This is a genomic window from Sphingomonas albertensis (assembly GCF_014358075.1).
Taxonomy (GTDB): domain Bacteria; phylum Pseudomonadota; class Alphaproteobacteria; order Sphingomonadales; family Sphingomonadaceae; genus Sphingomonas; species Sphingomonas albertensis.
On record NZ_JACONT010000009.1, the window covers coordinates 37,266 to 54,168 of the forward strand.

16 protein-coding genes are annotated in these 16,903 nt (G+C 62.0%); 12 read left to right on the forward strand and 4 right to left on the reverse strand.

What is annotated here, in order from left to right; genetic code table 11:
* The first annotated feature begins 428 nt into the window (after positions 1-428).
* The 6 genes from H8S47_RS06115 (at position 429) to H8S47_RS06140 (ending at position 6,376) form a co-directional block, all read left to right on the forward strand.
* The gene (locus tag H8S47_RS06115; protein ID WP_187503038.1) at positions 429-1,475 is read left to right on the forward strand and encodes a replication initiator protein A; all 1,047 of its coding nucleotides are present in this window, start codon (positions 429-431) and stop codon (positions 1,473-1,475) included.
* A 447-nt stretch (positions 1,476-1,922) separates the two neighbouring features.
* Complete coding sequence (locus tag H8S47_RS06120) at positions 1,923-2,765, forward strand: helix-turn-helix domain-containing protein (protein ID WP_235982642.1); 843 nt, start codon at positions 1,923-1,925, stop codon at positions 2,763-2,765.
* 284 nt (positions 2,766-3,049) lie between these two features.
* Complete coding sequence (gene parA / locus H8S47_RS06125; RefSeq protein ID WP_187503039.1) at positions 3,050-3,718, forward strand: ParA family partition ATPase; 669 nt, start codon at positions 3,050-3,052, stop codon at positions 3,716-3,718.
* Complete coding sequence (locus H8S47_RS06130; RefSeq protein WP_187503040.1) at positions 3,715-4,056, forward strand: ribbon-helix-helix domain-containing protein; 342 nt, start codon at positions 3,715-3,717, stop codon at positions 4,054-4,056. The genes parA and H8S47_RS06130 overlap by 4 nt, the downstream gene beginning before the upstream one ends.
* A 157-nt stretch (positions 4,057-4,213) precedes the next feature.
* Positions 4,214-5,395, forward strand: a complete 1,182-nt coding sequence (locus H8S47_RS06135) for a tetratricopeptide repeat protein (RefSeq protein WP_187503041.1) — start codon at positions 4,214-4,216, stop codon at positions 5,393-5,395.
* A gap of 576 nt (positions 5,396-5,971) precedes the next feature.
* Positions 5,972-6,376: a hypothetical protein gene (locus H8S47_RS06140; protein ID WP_187503042.1), complete on the forward strand. Its 405-nt coding sequence runs from the start codon at positions 5,972-5,974 to the stop codon at positions 6,374-6,376.
* A 17-nt stretch (positions 6,377-6,393) separates the two neighbouring features.
* Here the strand turns inward: H8S47_RS06140 and H8S47_RS06145 are convergent, their stop codons facing one another.
* Complete coding sequence (locus H8S47_RS06145) at positions 6,394-6,852, reverse strand: conjugal transfer protein TraD (RefSeq protein ID WP_187503043.1); 459 nt, start codon at positions 6,850-6,852, stop codon at positions 6,394-6,396.
* Between the two features lie 424 nt (positions 6,853-7,276).
* Here H8S47_RS06145 and H8S47_RS06150 point away from each other — a divergent pair, with 424 nt between their 5' ends.
* The 5 genes from H8S47_RS06150 (at position 7,277) to H8S47_RS06170 (ending at position 11,430) form a co-directional block, all read left to right on the forward strand.
* Positions 7,277-7,672, forward strand: coding sequence for a hypothetical protein (locus H8S47_RS06150; RefSeq protein ID WP_187503044.1), 396 nt, complete (start codon positions 7,277-7,279; stop codon positions 7,670-7,672).
* A 438-nt stretch (positions 7,673-8,110) separates the two neighbouring features.
* The gene (locus H8S47_RS06155) at positions 8,111-8,455 is read left to right on the forward strand and encodes a hypothetical protein (protein ID WP_187503045.1); all 345 of its coding nucleotides are present in this window, start codon (positions 8,111-8,113) and stop codon (positions 8,453-8,455) included.
* A 248-nt stretch (positions 8,456-8,703) separates the two neighbouring features.
* Complete coding sequence (locus tag H8S47_RS18795; RefSeq protein WP_235982643.1) at positions 8,704-10,047, forward strand: sugar transferase; 1,344 nt, start codon at positions 8,704-8,706, stop codon at positions 10,045-10,047.
* Complete coding sequence (locus H8S47_RS06165; protein ID WP_214654968.1) at positions 10,031-11,059, forward strand: glycosyltransferase family 2 protein; 1,029 nt, start codon at positions 10,031-10,033, stop codon at positions 11,057-11,059. Before H8S47_RS18795 ends, H8S47_RS06165 begins: the two co-directional genes overlap by 17 nt.
* Positions 11,060-11,286: 227 nt before the next feature.
* Positions 11,287-11,430, forward strand: a complete 144-nt coding sequence (locus H8S47_RS06170) for a hypothetical protein (RefSeq protein WP_187503046.1) — start codon at positions 11,287-11,289, stop codon at positions 11,428-11,430.
* A 138-nt stretch (positions 11,431-11,568) separates the two neighbouring features.
* Here the strand turns inward: H8S47_RS06170 and H8S47_RS06175 are convergent, their stop codons facing one another.
* Positions 11,569-12,324, reverse strand: coding sequence for an SGNH/GDSL hydrolase family protein (locus tag H8S47_RS06175; RefSeq protein ID WP_235982644.1), 756 nt, complete (start codon positions 12,322-12,324; stop codon positions 11,569-11,571).
* 18 nt (positions 12,325-12,342) lie between these two features.
* Between H8S47_RS06175 and H8S47_RS06180 the strand changes: the two genes are divergently transcribed.
* A complete protein-coding gene (locus H8S47_RS06180; RefSeq protein ID WP_187503047.1) occupies positions 12,343-13,359 on the forward strand; it encodes an acyltransferase family protein in 1,017 nt (338 codons plus the stop codon).
* Between the two features lie 93 nt (positions 13,360-13,452).
* On the opposite strand, the gene H8S47_RS06185 is transcribed toward H8S47_RS06180, so the two are convergent.
* Together H8S47_RS06185 and H8S47_RS06190 are read right to left on the reverse strand one after the other, a co-directional pair.
* A complete protein-coding gene (locus H8S47_RS06185) occupies positions 13,453-14,685 on the reverse strand; it encodes a hypothetical protein (protein ID WP_187503048.1) in 1,233 nt (410 codons plus the stop codon).
* 4 nt (positions 14,686-14,689) lie between these two features.
* Entirely contained in the window at positions 14,690-16,885 is a 2,196-nt protein-coding gene (locus tag H8S47_RS06190) for a GumC family protein (protein WP_187503049.1), read from the reverse strand.
* Between the last annotated feature and the right edge of the window lie 18 nt (positions 16,886-16,903).

Genomic DNA, 16,903 nt, shown 5'->3' on the forward strand with positions numbered 1-16,903 from the left:
GGATCAGCCTGCGGTAACAGCACCACCGCATGACGATATCTATTCATGTATACATGTCTATAAGTATGACTGTCGGCGTGTTGGAACGACGACGTGTCGGAATGTATGCGCGTCGTCGTCGGTATCGAATGGAGGGAAACGGATCCGGATGGACGCGACCGAGCGACGCCCGTAGCCAAATGCAACCCACGCCATGTCGCGCCGCGGCAATTTGTCGAAACCTCGACGCACCGACATGTCGACACTGAGAATTGGTTCTAACGCAATCCGGGACCAGCGAGAGCCGCGCTGTTGGCTTGGTCGATTTGTCTGGAGCGCCGGGTGAATTTCTACTCGAAAGCACGAACTGGAGAGCGGTAACGCCTCCCCTGCCCCGTATGACAGGAGATGGGATGCCAAAAGTTCGTGCTTTCGAGTAGGAATAGCGGATGACCCGATCGCCCACCGTAAAGCGCACCAAGGATGGCAAGACGACGCCGTCCAGGATTCCCCAGGGCGAGCTATTCCTGCTCGACAGCCCGCTGTACGGCGAGATCCGCGGCGAGCGATCGCTGATGGCCTTCCCGTTCTTCGCGCTCAGCAAGAATGCGTGGATGAAGCCGCTCAGCTACCAGACCGATACCGTCACGATCGAGGTCCGCCCGAGCGCCAGCGGCGTGGCGACGATCTACGACAAGGAGATCGTGCTCTACATCGCCAGCCTCATGGCCGCCAAGCTCGAGGCGGGCGAGGACGTCGCGCAGGATTTCGTGTTCACCGCGCACGATCTGTTCAGCGTGACCGGCAGCAACCACAGCGCGCGCTCCTATGGCCGGCTGTCGGAGGCGCTGGAGCGGCTGCAGGGCACGCAGATCAAGACCAATATCGAGGCGGGTGGCGAAGGCGAGGAAGGATTTTTCTCGTGGTTGTCCGAAGCAAAGCTGCATTACAACAAGACGCGGGCGGGCGAACGGCGGTTGAAGGCGGTTAAGGTACGGCTCTGCGACTGGCTGTTTCGGGCGATCCTGCTCGATCGGCATGTCCTCGACTATGCCGCGGCGTATTTTCAACTGGGGCCGATCGAACGGCGGATCTACGAAGTCGCACGCTCGACCGGCGATGGCGACGGGTTCGAGATCGACCTTGCGACCTTCCGGTTGCAGATTGGGTACCAGAATCCACTCGCCAATTTCCGTGCCGCACTGCGGCAGATCGCGGGCGCGGACACGATCCCGGACTATCGGCTCGAGCTGATCGAGACCGTCAGCGACCCCGACGCGGTAGTCGATACCGCCAAGCGTGGCCGCAAGAGCAACCCGGTCAAGGTCGTCATCACCCGGCGTCCGGTCTTGCTCGCAGAGTCTGCGCCGGCGATCGGTCCACCGACGGAATCGGTGCACGAAGGGGGCCGCGAAGGCGCGCGGGAATCGATGCGCGACTCGATTTCCGAATCGCGACGCGAATCGGCAGCGCCCGATTCGGATCGGGCATCGTGAATTGATACTCGAAAGCACGAACTTGCATCGGAATTGATATCCAAAAGCACGAACATGCCCAGTAATTCATACTCGAAAGCACGAATGCGCGCATGAATTGATACTCGAAAGCACGAACTTTCGACGTCGAAATGTAAAGTAATTCGTAATTGATACTCGAAAGCACGAACCGTAGGTGCTTTCGCTCTTCGGGATTTGCTGCAAAAATCGTCAGATGTCGGCGCTGATGCTGGCACGACCGAAGATGGAGCGGCTGTGACCCCATAAAGGAAAGCCCGGCACGAGGCCGGGCATCCCAAGCTTTGATGGAGCGACGTCGCCAAACGTCGATCCGGGGTCACTCTCAGACCCCCTTCATATAGCCGGACACGAACTTCGGTTCAAGGATGCGCGTTTCGCGCCACGCCCCTTTTTGACTTGGTCCCAGCCCCGACAAGGGGATGGAAGATGACGGTTTTTACCCTGAGCCAGGCGACCGCAAGGGCGCTGGGCAAGGCGGGCGCGAGCATGGGCGCGCGTATGGACCCGGGCATGGGCCAGAGCAGGGGCACGCGGGGCGTGGCACCTGATGCCGGCACCGGGCGCGCTCGCAAGCCGCATCGGACCGGCGCGCCGGTGCTGCGCGACAGCATCGAGGCGGGGACGTTCGAAGAGATGTTCTTCGCGGTGCCGGCCAAGGGCGAGACCGACACATTGCTGCGGATCGCCCGGCGGACGCTCGATGCGGGCCGCCAGCTGCGCCGCGAAGCCCGCGCCGGCGATCGTATCCTCACTGCGGCCGAGCGCCGGATCGTCACGCTGACCGCAGCCGCCGTACGCGTCTATGAGGAGATCCTCACGCTGGCCCGGCTCAATCGCGGGCGGGTCTTCCCGAGCTACGATCATCTGTCCGATGCGACGAGCCTTGGCCGCGCGACCATCGCCCGCGCCCTCGACATCCTCGAGGACATCGGATTCCTCGTTCGTCAGCGCCGTTTCAAGCGGATCGACGCGGACGGCCCGGGGCCGCGGTATCGACAGACGTCCAACGCGTACCGCCCGACCCTGCCTCAGCGCGTGCTCGGCTTCATGCCGCGCTGGATGCGGCCTGCCCCCCTGCCCGACGATGCGGTGCAGCACGAAATCGACCGCGCCAGCGAGGTCGCGGCGATGGTCGCGGGATTATCGTGCCGGGACATGGCGATTGCGACCGTCGGCGGGCAATTGGGCAAGATGCTCGCCAAGCTTGGGGCGAGCATCGACCGGCGTGAGTGCGAGTCTCATAACCATCCGCAACCGCTCCGAAGTTAATATGATTTCTTTATATCGAACCGACCTAGCCGGCCGGTACATTCGTCTGACGACGCCGGAAGATTGGCCGAAACCCAAACGACCAAAATGCAAAAGGACGAACCTGGAATGCCGGCTTCGCCGTCATATGCTCCCTAGCTGGAGCAAGCGGTTGGCGGCGCGTTTCATGCGGCGGACATGTCGGCCGGGGGAAGTGTCGACGGAAGGGCAGGGGATGTTCCCGGGACCAAATCGCTTGCCAGTCCTGTTGCCTTGTCGCCATGTAGACATGTAGGGGGTCTGACATGACGACAATCGCAATCATCAGCCAGAAGGGCGGGGCCGGCAAGACGACGCTGGCGCTCCATCTTGCCGCAGCCGCGCACGATTCCGGGCGGGTCGCGCTCGTCATCGATACCGATCCCCAGGCGACCGCCAGCCAATGGGCGGCATGGCGCGAGGAGGCACCGCCCGAAGTGATCGACAGCCCGCCGCCAAGGCTCGCGGCCAAGGTCGCGCAGGCGAAGGAGCAGGGCGCCGAGTTCATCGTCATCGATACGCCCCCGCATGCCGACAGCGCGGCGCGTGCCGCGGTTGAGATCGCCGACTTGGTCCTGATCCCGTGCCGGCCCAGCGCATTCGATCTCTCGGCGATCCAGACGACTGCAAAGCTGGTACAATTGCTGCGCAAGCCGGCCTTCGTCGTCTTCACCGCCGGCTCGCCCAATGCGCCGCGGATCTATCAGGAGGCCGGCGAACTGGTCGAGAGCTTCGGGACGCCCGCCTGTCCGATCCAGATTCCCGATCGCGCCGCGTTCCGCCACGCCAGTGCCGAAGGGCGGACGGTCATGGAATTCGAGCCGACCGGCAAGGCCGCCGACGATGTTCGACAGATCTACGAGTGGACATGTCGACAGGTCGGCATTTCGACACCAACCGTCAAACCTGCGCGAAAAGGAAAAGTCGCAGCATGAGCCGCAAGCCCTCGTTCGCCAATCTGCGCGATCGCACGCCTCCCGCATCTATCGCCGCACCCGTCGCCGCGGTGCCACCCAGCCATGTCGGCCAGACTCCGGTTGGGCAGGCCCAGACCGCTCAGAGCCAGAACGGCCAGGGAACAGGCGGGCAGGGGGCTACCACCGGCCCCGCCAGCCGCCAGGGCCGCAAGCAGATCGCCGGCTTCTTCTCACCCGAAATGTCGTTCGCAATGCACACGCTCGCGCGTCGCCAAGGTCGAAGCCTGCAGGCGTTGATGGCCGAAGCCTTCAACGACGTCCTGCGCAAGCACGGCGAAAGCCCGATCGGCGACTGATTTTGGCGGTCGGTAGATAGATAGAGACCCGTATACGGGAAGCGCCCGAGTGTGAACGTTGCAGCGGGCGGCAAGCCGTGCCGATCGCGCCACCTGTCTGCGGATGGATCGAGCGAGCTATTGCGCGAGCAGGATCAGTCGGCCAGCATCATAGTCGATGTTCGATGCTGTTCCCGTCAAAGTCTGGCTATTGCTTCTCATCGGGGCGATCGCTTGGATGCCAGCACGCTACGTCCTTCGGCATGTTGTGTGGTCGCCATCGAGGCGCGACATCACGCAGTCCGCGGAAGACCTTAGCTGGAGATCACCGGGCGCATTCATAAAGAACAGCGCGATCCTGATCGGCTTGGCGGCGCTCGCAATCTTCATTTTCACCGATGCCGCTGCCGAATTCGCGCGATCGCCGAGCTTCATGCCGATCCTGTTGGTCGGTTTTGCTGCCCTCGCGCTCTGGTCGGTCGTCAAGGGTGTGATGACGGGCAGCGTCGAGCCTATGGTCCGCGGAGCGAGTTGGCGGTTCGATCGCACCGAACAGCCGAAACGCTACTGGGCCTCCATGACATGGAACGCGCTGCTTGCGGCGTTCATGCTCGTCTTTGGCATGCAGTCGCTTGTCGACGCTCCAGTCCAGGCGCTTCGTGACCGCTGCCATGATTGGAAAAACGAGCGCACGCCGCAGGAAGAGATTGCGGCCTGTGATCGATTGCTGGCCGATCACGCGGAAGACGACCGGTCTGGCGTGATCGCCTCGCGCGGATCGGCCTACTACCGCGCAGGTGACTACCGACGCGCGGGCGTGGACTACACAAACGCGATCCGCCTCGATCCGAAAGACAGTTCGTCCCACTACAATCTCGGCCTCGTACATGAGCAGATCGGCGACCGCCGGCGGGCCTTTACGGACTACAGCGCGGCACTCGGCATCGACCCGGAGAACGTCGAAGCCTTGCAGAACCGCGGTTTCATTCACCTGGACTCGGGCAGGTTCGATCAGGCGATCGCCGACTTCACCGAGGCCGATAAACTGCAGCCCACAAACGTGTTCACGCTCGCCAATCGCGGCGTTGCTTACGCTTGGAAGAACGATCGGGCACGCGCCGAGCAGGACTTCGCGGTCGTCAGGAAGAGCGATCCGTCCAACCTAACTCTGTTGCATGGAGAGGCCGTTCTTGCCATGGTGCGCGGCGAAACGCGTGAAGCGATCCGGCTTTTGGGCAAGGCAATCGCTCAAGATCCGCGTGACGCTTGGGCACTTTCGATGAGAGCTGCGGCGTATCGGCGTTTGGGAGATCACGAGAAAATGCGTGTCGACATTATCGCTGCACAGCGACTGCGATAGCAGGGGCGATGACGTCCAAGAGCGGATGGCCAGCTATCTTCACGATCAGAGGCCATCGCCTAAACGTATACTAAACGTATATCCGTGTGCCCATTGTTTGTGACGCCCTGCGATAGTCCCAAGCGAACCAGCAGCCCGATGACAGGGAATGGATCGGACCGGGAGAAGATCGATATTAGCGAGGGAAGGGGCGTCCGATCGCAGGGCAGTATCCCCATTTGTAGCGAAGATCGCGACCGCGTCGGTCGGCGATGATAAAACCGGGCTCGCGGGCGTAGCCGTTCCCGCGAAAAGGGGTGATGACGGACAGCTTCGGCAATCTCCTAACTCTCGCCACTGAAAGCATGCCTTGCGCGCAGCGGCTGCTTTTGCAATCGAGAGGATGCGGTTCGGTCAATCCCGGCCGCGGGGCGTGGAAACCCCGAGAATCACAAGCACCGGTCGAGCTATTCGGCCGGGCGGCTGTCACGCATGTCCAAGGCTTGCCCAAAGGTGGCAGCGCCTTGTGCTTGTGCAGGGTTTCCAACGCCCGGCTCATCGAGCCGGGTCTGCCTCTCATTCAAACGAGGAGGCGGCATGACCGAAAAGCTGGACAAACCTGATCTCGAATTGGCTGCCCTGGAATACAAGACCCGGGAGTTTATGCTTGGTCTGCGGGATTTGCGCAAACGCCAGCAGCGCGCATCGGCTCTTGATGGGCAGGATAACGCACCAACGATAACCGAATTAGAGATACCTCTGAACCGGCCATCCCGAGTCATCAAATGTGAGGATGCTCGTGTCGAGTTCGTGATCGATGAACTGGAGGATTTCACATCGATCTCGAGAACCATGATACTTGAAGCGTTCCGAAGTCCACAGCGTGAGCTATTCGAAAAAATTCTCGGCAATTTCCGAAAGGACATGGACCGGTTCACCAACGATCTCCTGTTGGCGATACGGGACGGACAGGAAATACGCCGACGTATCGAAGCCAGCTAACGCATTCTAATCCGGTACTAAGGCTTTCCGCGATTGCGACCAATTAACGGGCGCTGGCGGTTCATATACTGGTCTGTAAGGGCATCACTGTTTTTCCTGTCTAGGATATCCGCCAGCGTTAGCTGACTAGGAATCAGATCTGTCGATTCCGCATCCATGCCGCCGTTAACGCTGGGCGTGCGATCGGTGTTCACTGACAGGTCCGTATGCGGTCGATCCTGTTCTGATCGGGATGGCTCGGATTTGAGTTTTGGCACGCTCGTCAGGTGACTGCGTTGCTTGGCCCTATACCTGTGGAGATAGCTCTTGAAGGTTCCCGGCGTCAGATCGATGCCGCCCTCCCGGAGCGCGGTTATGATGTCCTGTTGCCGGACACCGTCTGCCAAGCGGTCTTCGATCACGGGCATTAGAGCGCGTAGCCGGCCTGACTTGGTTCGGACCGATAGCGCGCGAATTCCTTCGATCAGTTCATTCATCTCGTCATCCCGGACTAGATCGTGGCAATCACGGCCGCGCATAAATTGATATGTACAATATCTGCTATCAAAACGCACACCGTCCGCACCATAATCGCTATCCAGGTGCTATCTTTTTGCGATCTCATTGCGTGATTATCGGTAGTGCCTGCTGAGCTGCGCTCATCAGGATAGTTTGAACCCCCTTAAAGCTTGGCCACCCCGTTTTCGGCCTGCCAGAGCTTCAATCACAACCCTTAAATCCGTGGTTTCGGGTCGTACACCATACGCACCTTCCGGTGCAGGTAAGTCACTGATAAAAAACAAGAACTAGCAGGATGCTACTAGTCGGCTGGACCCCAAGCGGACCCTATAATTCAGTAAGTATTTGCTAATATGAGAATTTTGTAAAATATCTGGGGTCCAAGCTGTAGTCGGAGGTAATATGGCTCTGTCAGATTCCATTAAGATCCGGTTGAGGGAGGGCCAGGCGCTTGTATATGCCGCCCAGGCCGAACAGCGGGGGGTTGGTGTCGCGGCCTACATACGTGATCGCCTCGATCACGCCGACAGGATTTGTGAGGAGCTTGCGAGTCTCCGTGCTGCCATGATCGACATGGGAGAAACGATGGACGAAATGCGCGATCAGGTAACGGACCGGCCCGGTACGCCTACCCAGGAGACGCAGGCCACCAGCGAGCCCAGTGCCATTGAGGTCGAGACCCTGCTGCTATTGCGCGCCCTTTCAGCGCCGCAAAAATTGCAGATGGTTACGGCCGAAATCGAGCGACAGGGACTGAAACCGTTCAAGATACCGGGGCCACCGACAAGGATCCGTTGAGGATTGTGGATCGTCATAAATTATAGGAACCGATGTGTTCAAACGGCTGCCGGATGCTGGCCGGATCGCTGTAATGCGAGCAGGAAAAGTGACGCCGGAAAGTGCCGGGATTTTGCTAAAGGGGGGATCGGGGCATTGCATTCGTGCGGCTATGACGGACCTTTGGCGCCAGGTCCGAATAGGCAATATCCTGCTCATAGACGTCGGCGTCGAAGTGCTCGTTCTGCGGGTACTGCAACGCCAAACCAGGCTCTAGGATATCGCAAACGGGAACCGCCAGAATCAATAAGCGGTCACGCGCGCGATGATGCCCAGGCGCCTATGAATACGAGATACCACCGAAAACGCGCCCCATCCGGTTTGTCGAGCAGGTGATAGCTTTATCGTGCTCGCGTGGGGCGTGACGCCAATGGCAAACGTGGGAAACAGGAGACAGGCATGGCAGGCTGGTCGATCACCATCATTTGGCAGGCTCCCGAAGATTACCCGCTAAAACTCGATCGCGACGCGGTGCTGGCGAACTGGAAGGTTGGCGCGATGGGCATCAACTGGATCGAGGAGCTGGTGGAACGCGGGATGGCCCGATGTCTTAAGACTGGTGGGTACCCCAATCTTTATACAGCACCCGCCGGATCGGTCGTGCCGTTGCTTCTCGGCGAGGAGCTGCCACCGGGGGAGGACGTACCAATGCGTCGCCCGCGCGAGATCATCATAAGGCGGGACGTGTTGGCGCTATGCCCGTCTGACGAAATGCTGACGATTGCGGTTTGGGATCAAAGCTAAGCGGCTGCACCAAAGGCCTAAATTACTTGGCGGCAGGATCAGCTCCGTCTGCGCCGCCCGCTTTACCTCCGCCCGCTTCACCGCCGGCCACATCGAGACTAACGGTCGTTGGATATCCGTGGCATAGGCCGACGCTGGCGGGCAAGCCACTCAATTGGTCCACCGGAACAGACTTGATGAATATCCAGAGCAATCGCCGCTACGACAGCGTCGCCAACGCTACAGAATCCCTGATCCTCCCAGACTCCATGATCTCGGTCAAAAATATGGAGACGCGACGGATCCGCTGTTACGCGGCGTTGGCGGGTGCCGACGTCGTTGCGATCGGATTGGGATTTCTGTTCGCCAATCTGCTGTATCTCGGCACATGGTCCACGCTGCACGGCACGACGATGCTGAGCGTGCTCTTGCCGATCTATCTCTGGGTCGCGGCGATCAACGGATCGTATAACGGCGCAGTCCTGCGCGATCCGCGGGTCGGTGCATTCACCGCGATCCGCGCGATCGCGTTCGCGGCCGCGGCGATGCTGATCATCGCCTATTCCTTCAAGGTCGGCGCAGCGTTTTCCCGCTTTGTCTTCTGGACCGGCACGTTGAGCGCGGCCGGGCTGATCATCGGCGAACGGCTGATCTTGGGTCGGATCATGCTGCGCCGCCTGGGAGGGACGCCGTTCAGCACTGTCGTGGTGGTCGACGGCATCGCCTGGACTGCGCCGTCGCATGGCATGATCCTCGATGCCGCCCATATCGGGTTCGATCCCACAACCGAGGATCCGCTCGAATATCACCGGCTCGCCAAGCTCGTCGCGCATGCCGACCGCGTGGTGATCGCATGCCGCGACGACCGCGTGGTCGCCTGGGCGCACGTGCTGAAGAGCATGGCGGTCGATGGCGAGATCCTCACGCCCGAGGTCGATCGCATCGGCATGATCGGCGTCAGCCATTACCATAACCACCGGACGCTGGTGGTATCGGCAGGACCGCTGCATCTGCGCGATCGCATCATGAAGCGGCTCTTCGACATCGTCGTCTCGGCGATCGCGTTGGTGCTGCTGTCGCCGTTGCTGGTGGGCATCGCGATCGCTATCCGTCTCGAATCCCCCGGCGCGGTCCTGTTCCGCCAGCAGCGGATCGGCCGCGACAACACGCTGTTCATGATGCTCAAGTTCCGCAGCATGTTCGACGACCAGTGCGATGCGACGGCCAGCGTGCTGACGACCCGGAGCGACAGTCGCGTGACCCGGATCGGCCAGTTCATCCGGCGCAACAGCATCGACGAATTGCCCCAGCTCATCAACGTGCTGCGTGGCGACATGAGCATGGTCGGGCCGCGGCCGCATGCGTTGTCGGCTCGCGCGGCCGAACAGCTCTATTGGGAAATCGACGCGCGTTATCGGCACCGTCATGCGGTCAAGCCGGGCGTGACCGGGCTCGCGCAGATCCGCGGCTTTCGCGGGGCGACGGTTCTGACCGCAGACTTGACGAACAGGCTGTCGTCCGATCTCGAATATCTGCGCGACTGGTCGATGGGTAAGGATATGTGGATTTTGTTCAGGACCATCTTCGTGATCCGGCATGACAATGCCTTCTGATCCGACCGTCACCATGTTCGAAACCGGAACCCAGCCGGAAACCCAGCCCGGAACCCAGCAGTGGACGATCGATCCGGCACGCGTGTCGGTGGTCATCCCGACGCTCAATGCCGGCGCCTATCTGCCGGCGCTGTTGCCGGCGCTGGCAGGGCAGGGGCTTGCCCCCGCACAGTTCCTGATCGTCGATTCCGAGTCCGACGATGACAGCTGCGCGGCGTTCCGCGCCTTCGGTGCGACGGTCGTGGGCATCGAGCGTCGCACGTTCAATCATGGCGGAACCCGGCAACGCGCGGTCGAGATGCGGCCCGAGGCCGATGTCGTCGTCATGTTGACGCAGGATGCCATTCCGCAGGCGCCCGATACGATTGCCCGACTGGTCGATGCATTTGCCGACCCGCAAGTCGGCATGGCCTATGGCCGGCAGCTGCCCCGCACCGTCGCGCGCGGTATCGAGCGGCACGCCCGACTGACCAACTATCCCCCGGCATCGGAAACGCGGTCGCTCGAGGATCGCGCGCGAAGCGGCGTGAAGACGGTATTTTGTTCGGATTCCTTCGCCGCCTATCGCACTGCGGCGCTGGCGGCGGTGGGTGGCTTCCCCGAAGATGCCTTTTTCGCGGAGGACCAGCTGGTTGCCGGCCAGATGCTGATTAAGGGCTGGCGGATCGCCTATCGCGGTGACGCAGAGGTGATCCACAGCCACGGCTATACGATCGCCGAGGAATTCCGCCGGTATTTCGACGTCGGCGTGTTCCACGGTCGCAATCGCTGGCTGCTCGACACCTTCGGCAGGGCCGAGGGGGAGGGGCTTCGCTTCATCCGCTCGGAGCTGACCTATCTGGCGCGGCACGACCCGCTGCAACTGCCCTCGGCGGTCACGCGGACCTTCGCCAAATATGCCGGCTACAAGATGGGCAGCCGCGAGGCCAAATTGTCGAACCGCTGGAAGCAGCGCCTGTCGATGCAACCCTTCTACTGGCGGCAGCGCGATCGCGCCGAGCGACAGGCCTGAGCGACGTCAGGTCGTCCGGGCTGTAGTTAGATCGGCGATTTCCGTGTCGAAACGGCAGGACAGCGGGGCTCGGCTGTCCTGCAAAACGTGACCGGACCTGAGGGGTGCCGTCGGAATCTACCCTGAAACACGTACATATGTACCATGTATTCCGCGACTTACCGGCGATACAAAGATCTCGGTGCAGCTTTTGACGCATCGATTTCAAGGATTTTCGGCCAAACCCCATGCCAGAAAACGATCGCCAATATTATGTCGCCAGGGCTGCCGAGGAGCGGTCCATCGCAGAAATAACCAGCGACGGATGTGCGAAAGCCGCGCATCTCGAACTCGCCCGTCGGTACGCCGATCTGGCGAACGGCAAGGTCTAGGCGTACTTCGCCTTGCCAAACCTTGCCCCGGATCGTGATGCCCAGGTCACCCCAAAGGGCGCCGGCAAGCGCAACTCTCGAGGTCGACCGGCGGGGGCACATTGCCGATCGTCACGCCCGATAGTCCGCAGCGCTCGATCACTTCGATCGCAGCAGGCGCAGGATCACCGGGCGTTCGAGCGCGGCCATCGTGACGAAACCGGTGTCGTCGGGATGTACGGGATCCGCCAGCGGAATCCCGCCCTTGTCCTGCGCGCGGGCATAATCGATCACGACGATCCCTGCAGCGGCGATCTCGCCGGACTTGATCATCGCATTGAGGGCAAGGCGTTCGCGTTCTTTGTCGGGCGGGAAATGGCGCGCCAGGATGGTCCCGACGGCGACCTTCCAGCCGCTGGCTTTCAGTCCCGTCACATAGGTCCGCAAGGTTCCGTACAGCGCGGGCGCCTTGTCGCCCTGTTCGAGGTCGTTCGAGCCAGCAAGAACGATCGCGACGTTGCGGACACCAGGTCGCTTGATCGCGCCGATATCGTTTATCCCCGCGATCGATCCTAGCGTTATGCCGTTGATCCCCTTGTTCACGACATCGACCTTTGTCCCGAAGCGTTGCTCGAAAAGCGCGGGTCGGGATTTGGTGGCGGGGTCCGAAGACCCCTGCCCGAAAGTGATACTGTCGCCCACGAACACCACTTGGTCGCGCTGCGATTTGATGTATGGCGATATCGCTGATGCGGATCCGGTCGCAGCGGCGAGGCCAAGGCCGGTGGCAAGCCAAGCGGCCTTCGCGATGGCAGATCCCCGACCTAGCCTGCGGTAAATACGGGATATTATGTCGATCGCCTCCGTTGCCACCACCCCGGTCTTTGCATACCCGGCGGGCCCACAGCCCTCCATAATTCGGATCCGTTAGCAGTGCAAGACAAGCGTACATTCCTGCGTATCCAAATATTGCGGTTCATCGCTGCTGCGGTCGTTGTCGCCTATCACGCACAGATCACGACGATATCTTATTTCGGGGGCGATGATCCCTACCGTGTACTTGAACTGGGGGTCTACGGGGTCGACCTGTTCTTCGTCATCTCGGGTTTCATCATCGTCTTCATCGGCTCGAGCCGGGAGACTACGGCGTCGGTGTTCGTGAAGCGCCGAGTCGAGCGGATCGTTCCGATGTACTGGATCATGACCGCCGCGACGTTTGCTCTGACGCATATCCCGGGGTTGGCACGAAACGAGGTCTCCGGACCCGGCCACCTTCTCCAGTCGCTGTTGTTCATGTCGTGGGTCAATGGACCGGAGACCTATCCGGTGTTGAACGTCGGCTGGACGCTCGAATACGAGGTGTTGTTCTATGCAGTCGCCGCGGCGTCGATGGCTCTGACCAAGCGGGCCTGGGCAACGGCCGCGTTCGTCATGCTCGCGCTGGTCCTGTCGGGGCGGGGAACGTCCTTCTTCCTGCAGAATCCGATCATGATCGAGTTCGTGTTCGGGATGACGATCGGCACGTTCCTCTACGATCGCCGGCTGTTCCCCTGGATGCTGCTCGGCTGTGTTCTGGTCCTGCTGACCCTGCCGATGAGCGGTGCGGCGTGGCGGGTCTGGGCCTTCGGGGTGCCGTCGGCCGCGCTGGTCTCGCTCGCGATCTATGCCGATTTTCGCAAACCCTATGCGGGTTTTGTACTGCCCGAGCTCGGCAATGCGTCCTATTCGATCTATCTCGTCCACGTGATCGCGATATCGTGCGTCTGCAAGGTCGCCTCGGTGGTGATGCCGAACCTGTCGACCGCGATCGGGGTTCCGGTGATATCGCTGTTCGCGATCGCCGTCGGCTATCTCTGCTATCGGCTGATCGAGCGAAACCTGCTTCGCGTGCTGGGTCGCAGGCGGCGCAAGGCAGCGCTGGTGACCAATCCCCCCGTCCACGCCGAATAACGACACGCCGAATAACGACACGCCGAATACACGACGGTTGGCGCGCTTATGGTGACCCTGGGGCGGCGACCGAACCGGTAGCCGAGCCTGGGGTCAGCGAATGCGGACGTCGCCGATCGTGATCGATTGCGCATCCAGCCGGTCGCGCGTCATCAGCGTGAGCTGTTGTGCAACGCAGCCGTCGCCTGGGACGTCGAACGTCACGCTGGACAATTCGTCGCTCGCCCCGCGCGCCAGGCGGCGCGGCAGGATCTGCTTGGACGGCAGGCAGGTGATCGTCCATCCGGCAGCCGCGGCGCTTGGCGACCCGTCGATCTTGGCGGTCAGGGTATGTTCGCCGGCAGGCAGGATCACCACCTGCGAGGCCAGCGGCGTACCGCCCGCGATGTCGGTGGGAATGGTCAGCGACGACCCGCCCGAACCTTCGGCGAAGGTCATGGCGAGATCGGGGTTGAAGACCCATTCGAACCGGCTGGTCGGTGCGTCGTTGGGCCGCGCAGCCGCGAGTGCGAAATTGCCGTCATAGGGGGACGTCGACAATCGGCTGGCGGGAACCTTGAAGGCGTTCGCCCAGACCTGCCGCGCCCGCTGGAACTGGCCGAGATCGATCAGGCGCTCGGCGTAGCTCAGCCATTCGATCGATCCGATCGTCTGGCCACGCGCCTTCATGTCGCGAAACAGCGCTTCCATGCCTGCGGTCGAGGTCGCGGGGAGGTTCTGGCGGATATCGGCGAAGAACGCACCGCGCCACATCGGCTTGTCGCCGAGACTGTCGGCAAGCGCACCACGCAAATGAGGCTCGGTGACCGCGGCCCGGAAAAGCGGCTGCGTCAGTTCGCCCGAACGGTTGCGGCGGGCCAGCGCGTCGGCGCGCTGGATCACCGTGACATAGTCGTCGCGCATGACGGCATCGCGCAGGACCCACAATTGCGTCGGCGTGTCGCGCCAGCCGAGCGCGGCTGCCTGGCGCATGATCATGGCGCCTTGGTCGCGCTGCCCGAGCGCCTCGGTCGCGAGGCCGAGCACGCGCATGGCCCGGTCGTTGGTGGGATCGACCAGCAGGATGGACCGGGCGAGCGCAGCTGCCGGGGCGCGTTGCCCGGCTGCCAACAGGCTCTGCGCCATGATCGACCCGGCCTGGGGATGCGCGGCCGATCCGGTCGCCGTCAGCAGGCGGGGATCGGAGGATCGGGCCGCCAACGACGCGACGCCAGCCGCGCTGATCTGCCAGCAAAGTCCCGTCCCCAGCAGTACGGCGACGAGCGTACGGGCTATGCGGCCCGTTTTGCCAGACGTCTTGCGGATGGTTTTACCGGTATCCGGCATGCATTCAGCTCCGCGGATCGGTTTGACCATAGCTGTACGAATAGCCGTAATCGGTCGAATGCCCGATCACCTTGGCATCGAACTTCGTCAGCAGCGCACCGACCACATAGGCGCGCGCGGCCTTGAGCCGGGTGAGGGCGATCCGTGCCTGGCGACCGCGGGCATGGTTTGCCTGGACCACGAACAGGGTCGCATCGACATGCGAGGCGAGCGTCGGCGCATCGGCGAGGCCGAGGACCGGCGGGGCGTCGACCAGGATGATGTCGTAGTCGTCCTTGATCTGATCGATCAGCTTCGCCAGCCCCAGTCCTGCGATCAGCTCGGCAGGATTGACGGGCAGGGGCCCGGCCGAGATGAAGTCGAGGTTCGGCGTGGTCGTATGCTGCAGCACTTCCTGCAGCGTCGCCTGGCGTGCCAGCAAATTGGCGAGGCCGAACTTGTTGGGCAGCTCCAGATTGCGATGCTGGGCCGGCTTGCGCATGTCGGCATCGATCAGGATCACGCGGCGACCGATCTGTGCGAACCCGCGGGCGAGCGCATAGGACGTGGTCGACTTGCCTTCCGACGGCCCCGTGCTGGTTACCATCAGGCTGTGCGGCGCGCCGGTCGGCGTTGCGAGTTCGAGTGCCGCACGCAGCGCGTAATAAGCCTCCGACGTCTCCGAGCGCACCTTCTGCAACTCGGTATTGGGGCTCTGGCCCGCGGCGAGCATCGGCACGAGCCCGATCATGCTCGTGCCGAGTTCGGTCTCGACGTCCTCCGACGAGCGGATGGCATCGTCGAAATGCTCGCGGAGCACGACATAGCCGACGCCCAGCAACAGGCCGGTGAACAGCGCCAGTGCGAGGTTGAGCAGCAGTCGCGGCGACACAGGCGTGATCGGCGGATCGGCACGGTCGATGATCGAGACATTGTTCGACGACACGCCTGCGGTTGCGCTCACGCCCTTGTAGCGCTGGAGCAGTGCATCATAGAGGGCGCGGTTGGTATCGACTTCGCGACGCAGGATGTTGGCTTGGACGCCACGACCCTGCTCGGTGAGCGTCGTGCCCTTCAGCCTGTCGAGATCGCGTTCGAGTGCCTTTTCCTGGCTCAAGGCGATCTGATATTGCTGGCGGACGCCGTCCCGGATGCCACTGGCGATGCGCGAAATCTGGTTGTTGAGCGTCTCGATCTGCGCTGCAGCTTGGGTCTGGCCGGGGTAGCCCGACAGATAGCGCTTGGCGTTCTGGGCGTATTCCGCCTGTGCCTTGGCGCGCTCCTGGATCAGGACCTGGACCGCGGCGTTGCTCAGTACTTCGGGCTGGTTCAGCAGCGCCGTTCCCGACGCTTCACGCCACCGCTGCTCGGCCATGATGCGGTTGCTGACGGCCTGCGCATAGGCCTGGTTCAGCTGGATCAGGTTCGCCGTCGTCAGCGACTTCGGTCCCGAGGACTGGCCTTCGGACGAACCCGAACTCGCGTCGATCAGCCCGGCTGAACGCGCATAGGCGATCTGGGCACGCTCGGATTCCTCCAGGCGCTGGCGGGTCTGGGCCAGCTGGCCTTCGAGGAAGCGACGGGCATAGGCCGACGTGTTGAACTTGCGCTGGATGTTGCTGACGATGAAGCTGTCGGCAAAGCTGTTGGCGACCTGCGCCGACAGCTGGCGGTCGGGGCTCGAGAACGAGATCGTCACGATCCGCGAGTCGACCGGAAGCTCGACGTCGAGATTCTTCTGGAGCGCGTCGACAACCTGCTCGCGACGCGTCTGCACGAGATTATAAGACCCCCGCGGTTCGGCCGCAGGGGTGATGTGCATCTTCTCGAGGAAACTGTTGTTCCGGTAGAGACCGATCGATTCCGCGACCTGGCGCGCCAGCGTGCGGCTCTTGATCACGTCGATCTGGGTCTGGAGAAACCGGTCGCCGTCGAGGATCGATTCACTCGGCTCGACATCGGTACCCGCCAGGATCTGTGCCGCCTGCTGGTCGATCTGGATGAGCGCGTCGGCACGAAAGATCGGCGTGCTCAGGAACGTGATCAGCAGGCCAAGCAGCATCGCTACGATGACCGTGATGAGCAGCTTGACGCGGTTGCGATAGGCTGCCGACCAGACGGCGCGCAGATCGATCGGACCCTTGGTCTCGTCCGGCACGTCGTTGAGCAGCGGTGCATCCGCATCCGGGAAACGCGAAAGGCTAGGGGTGACACTATTCATGCGAGATCCGGACGAACG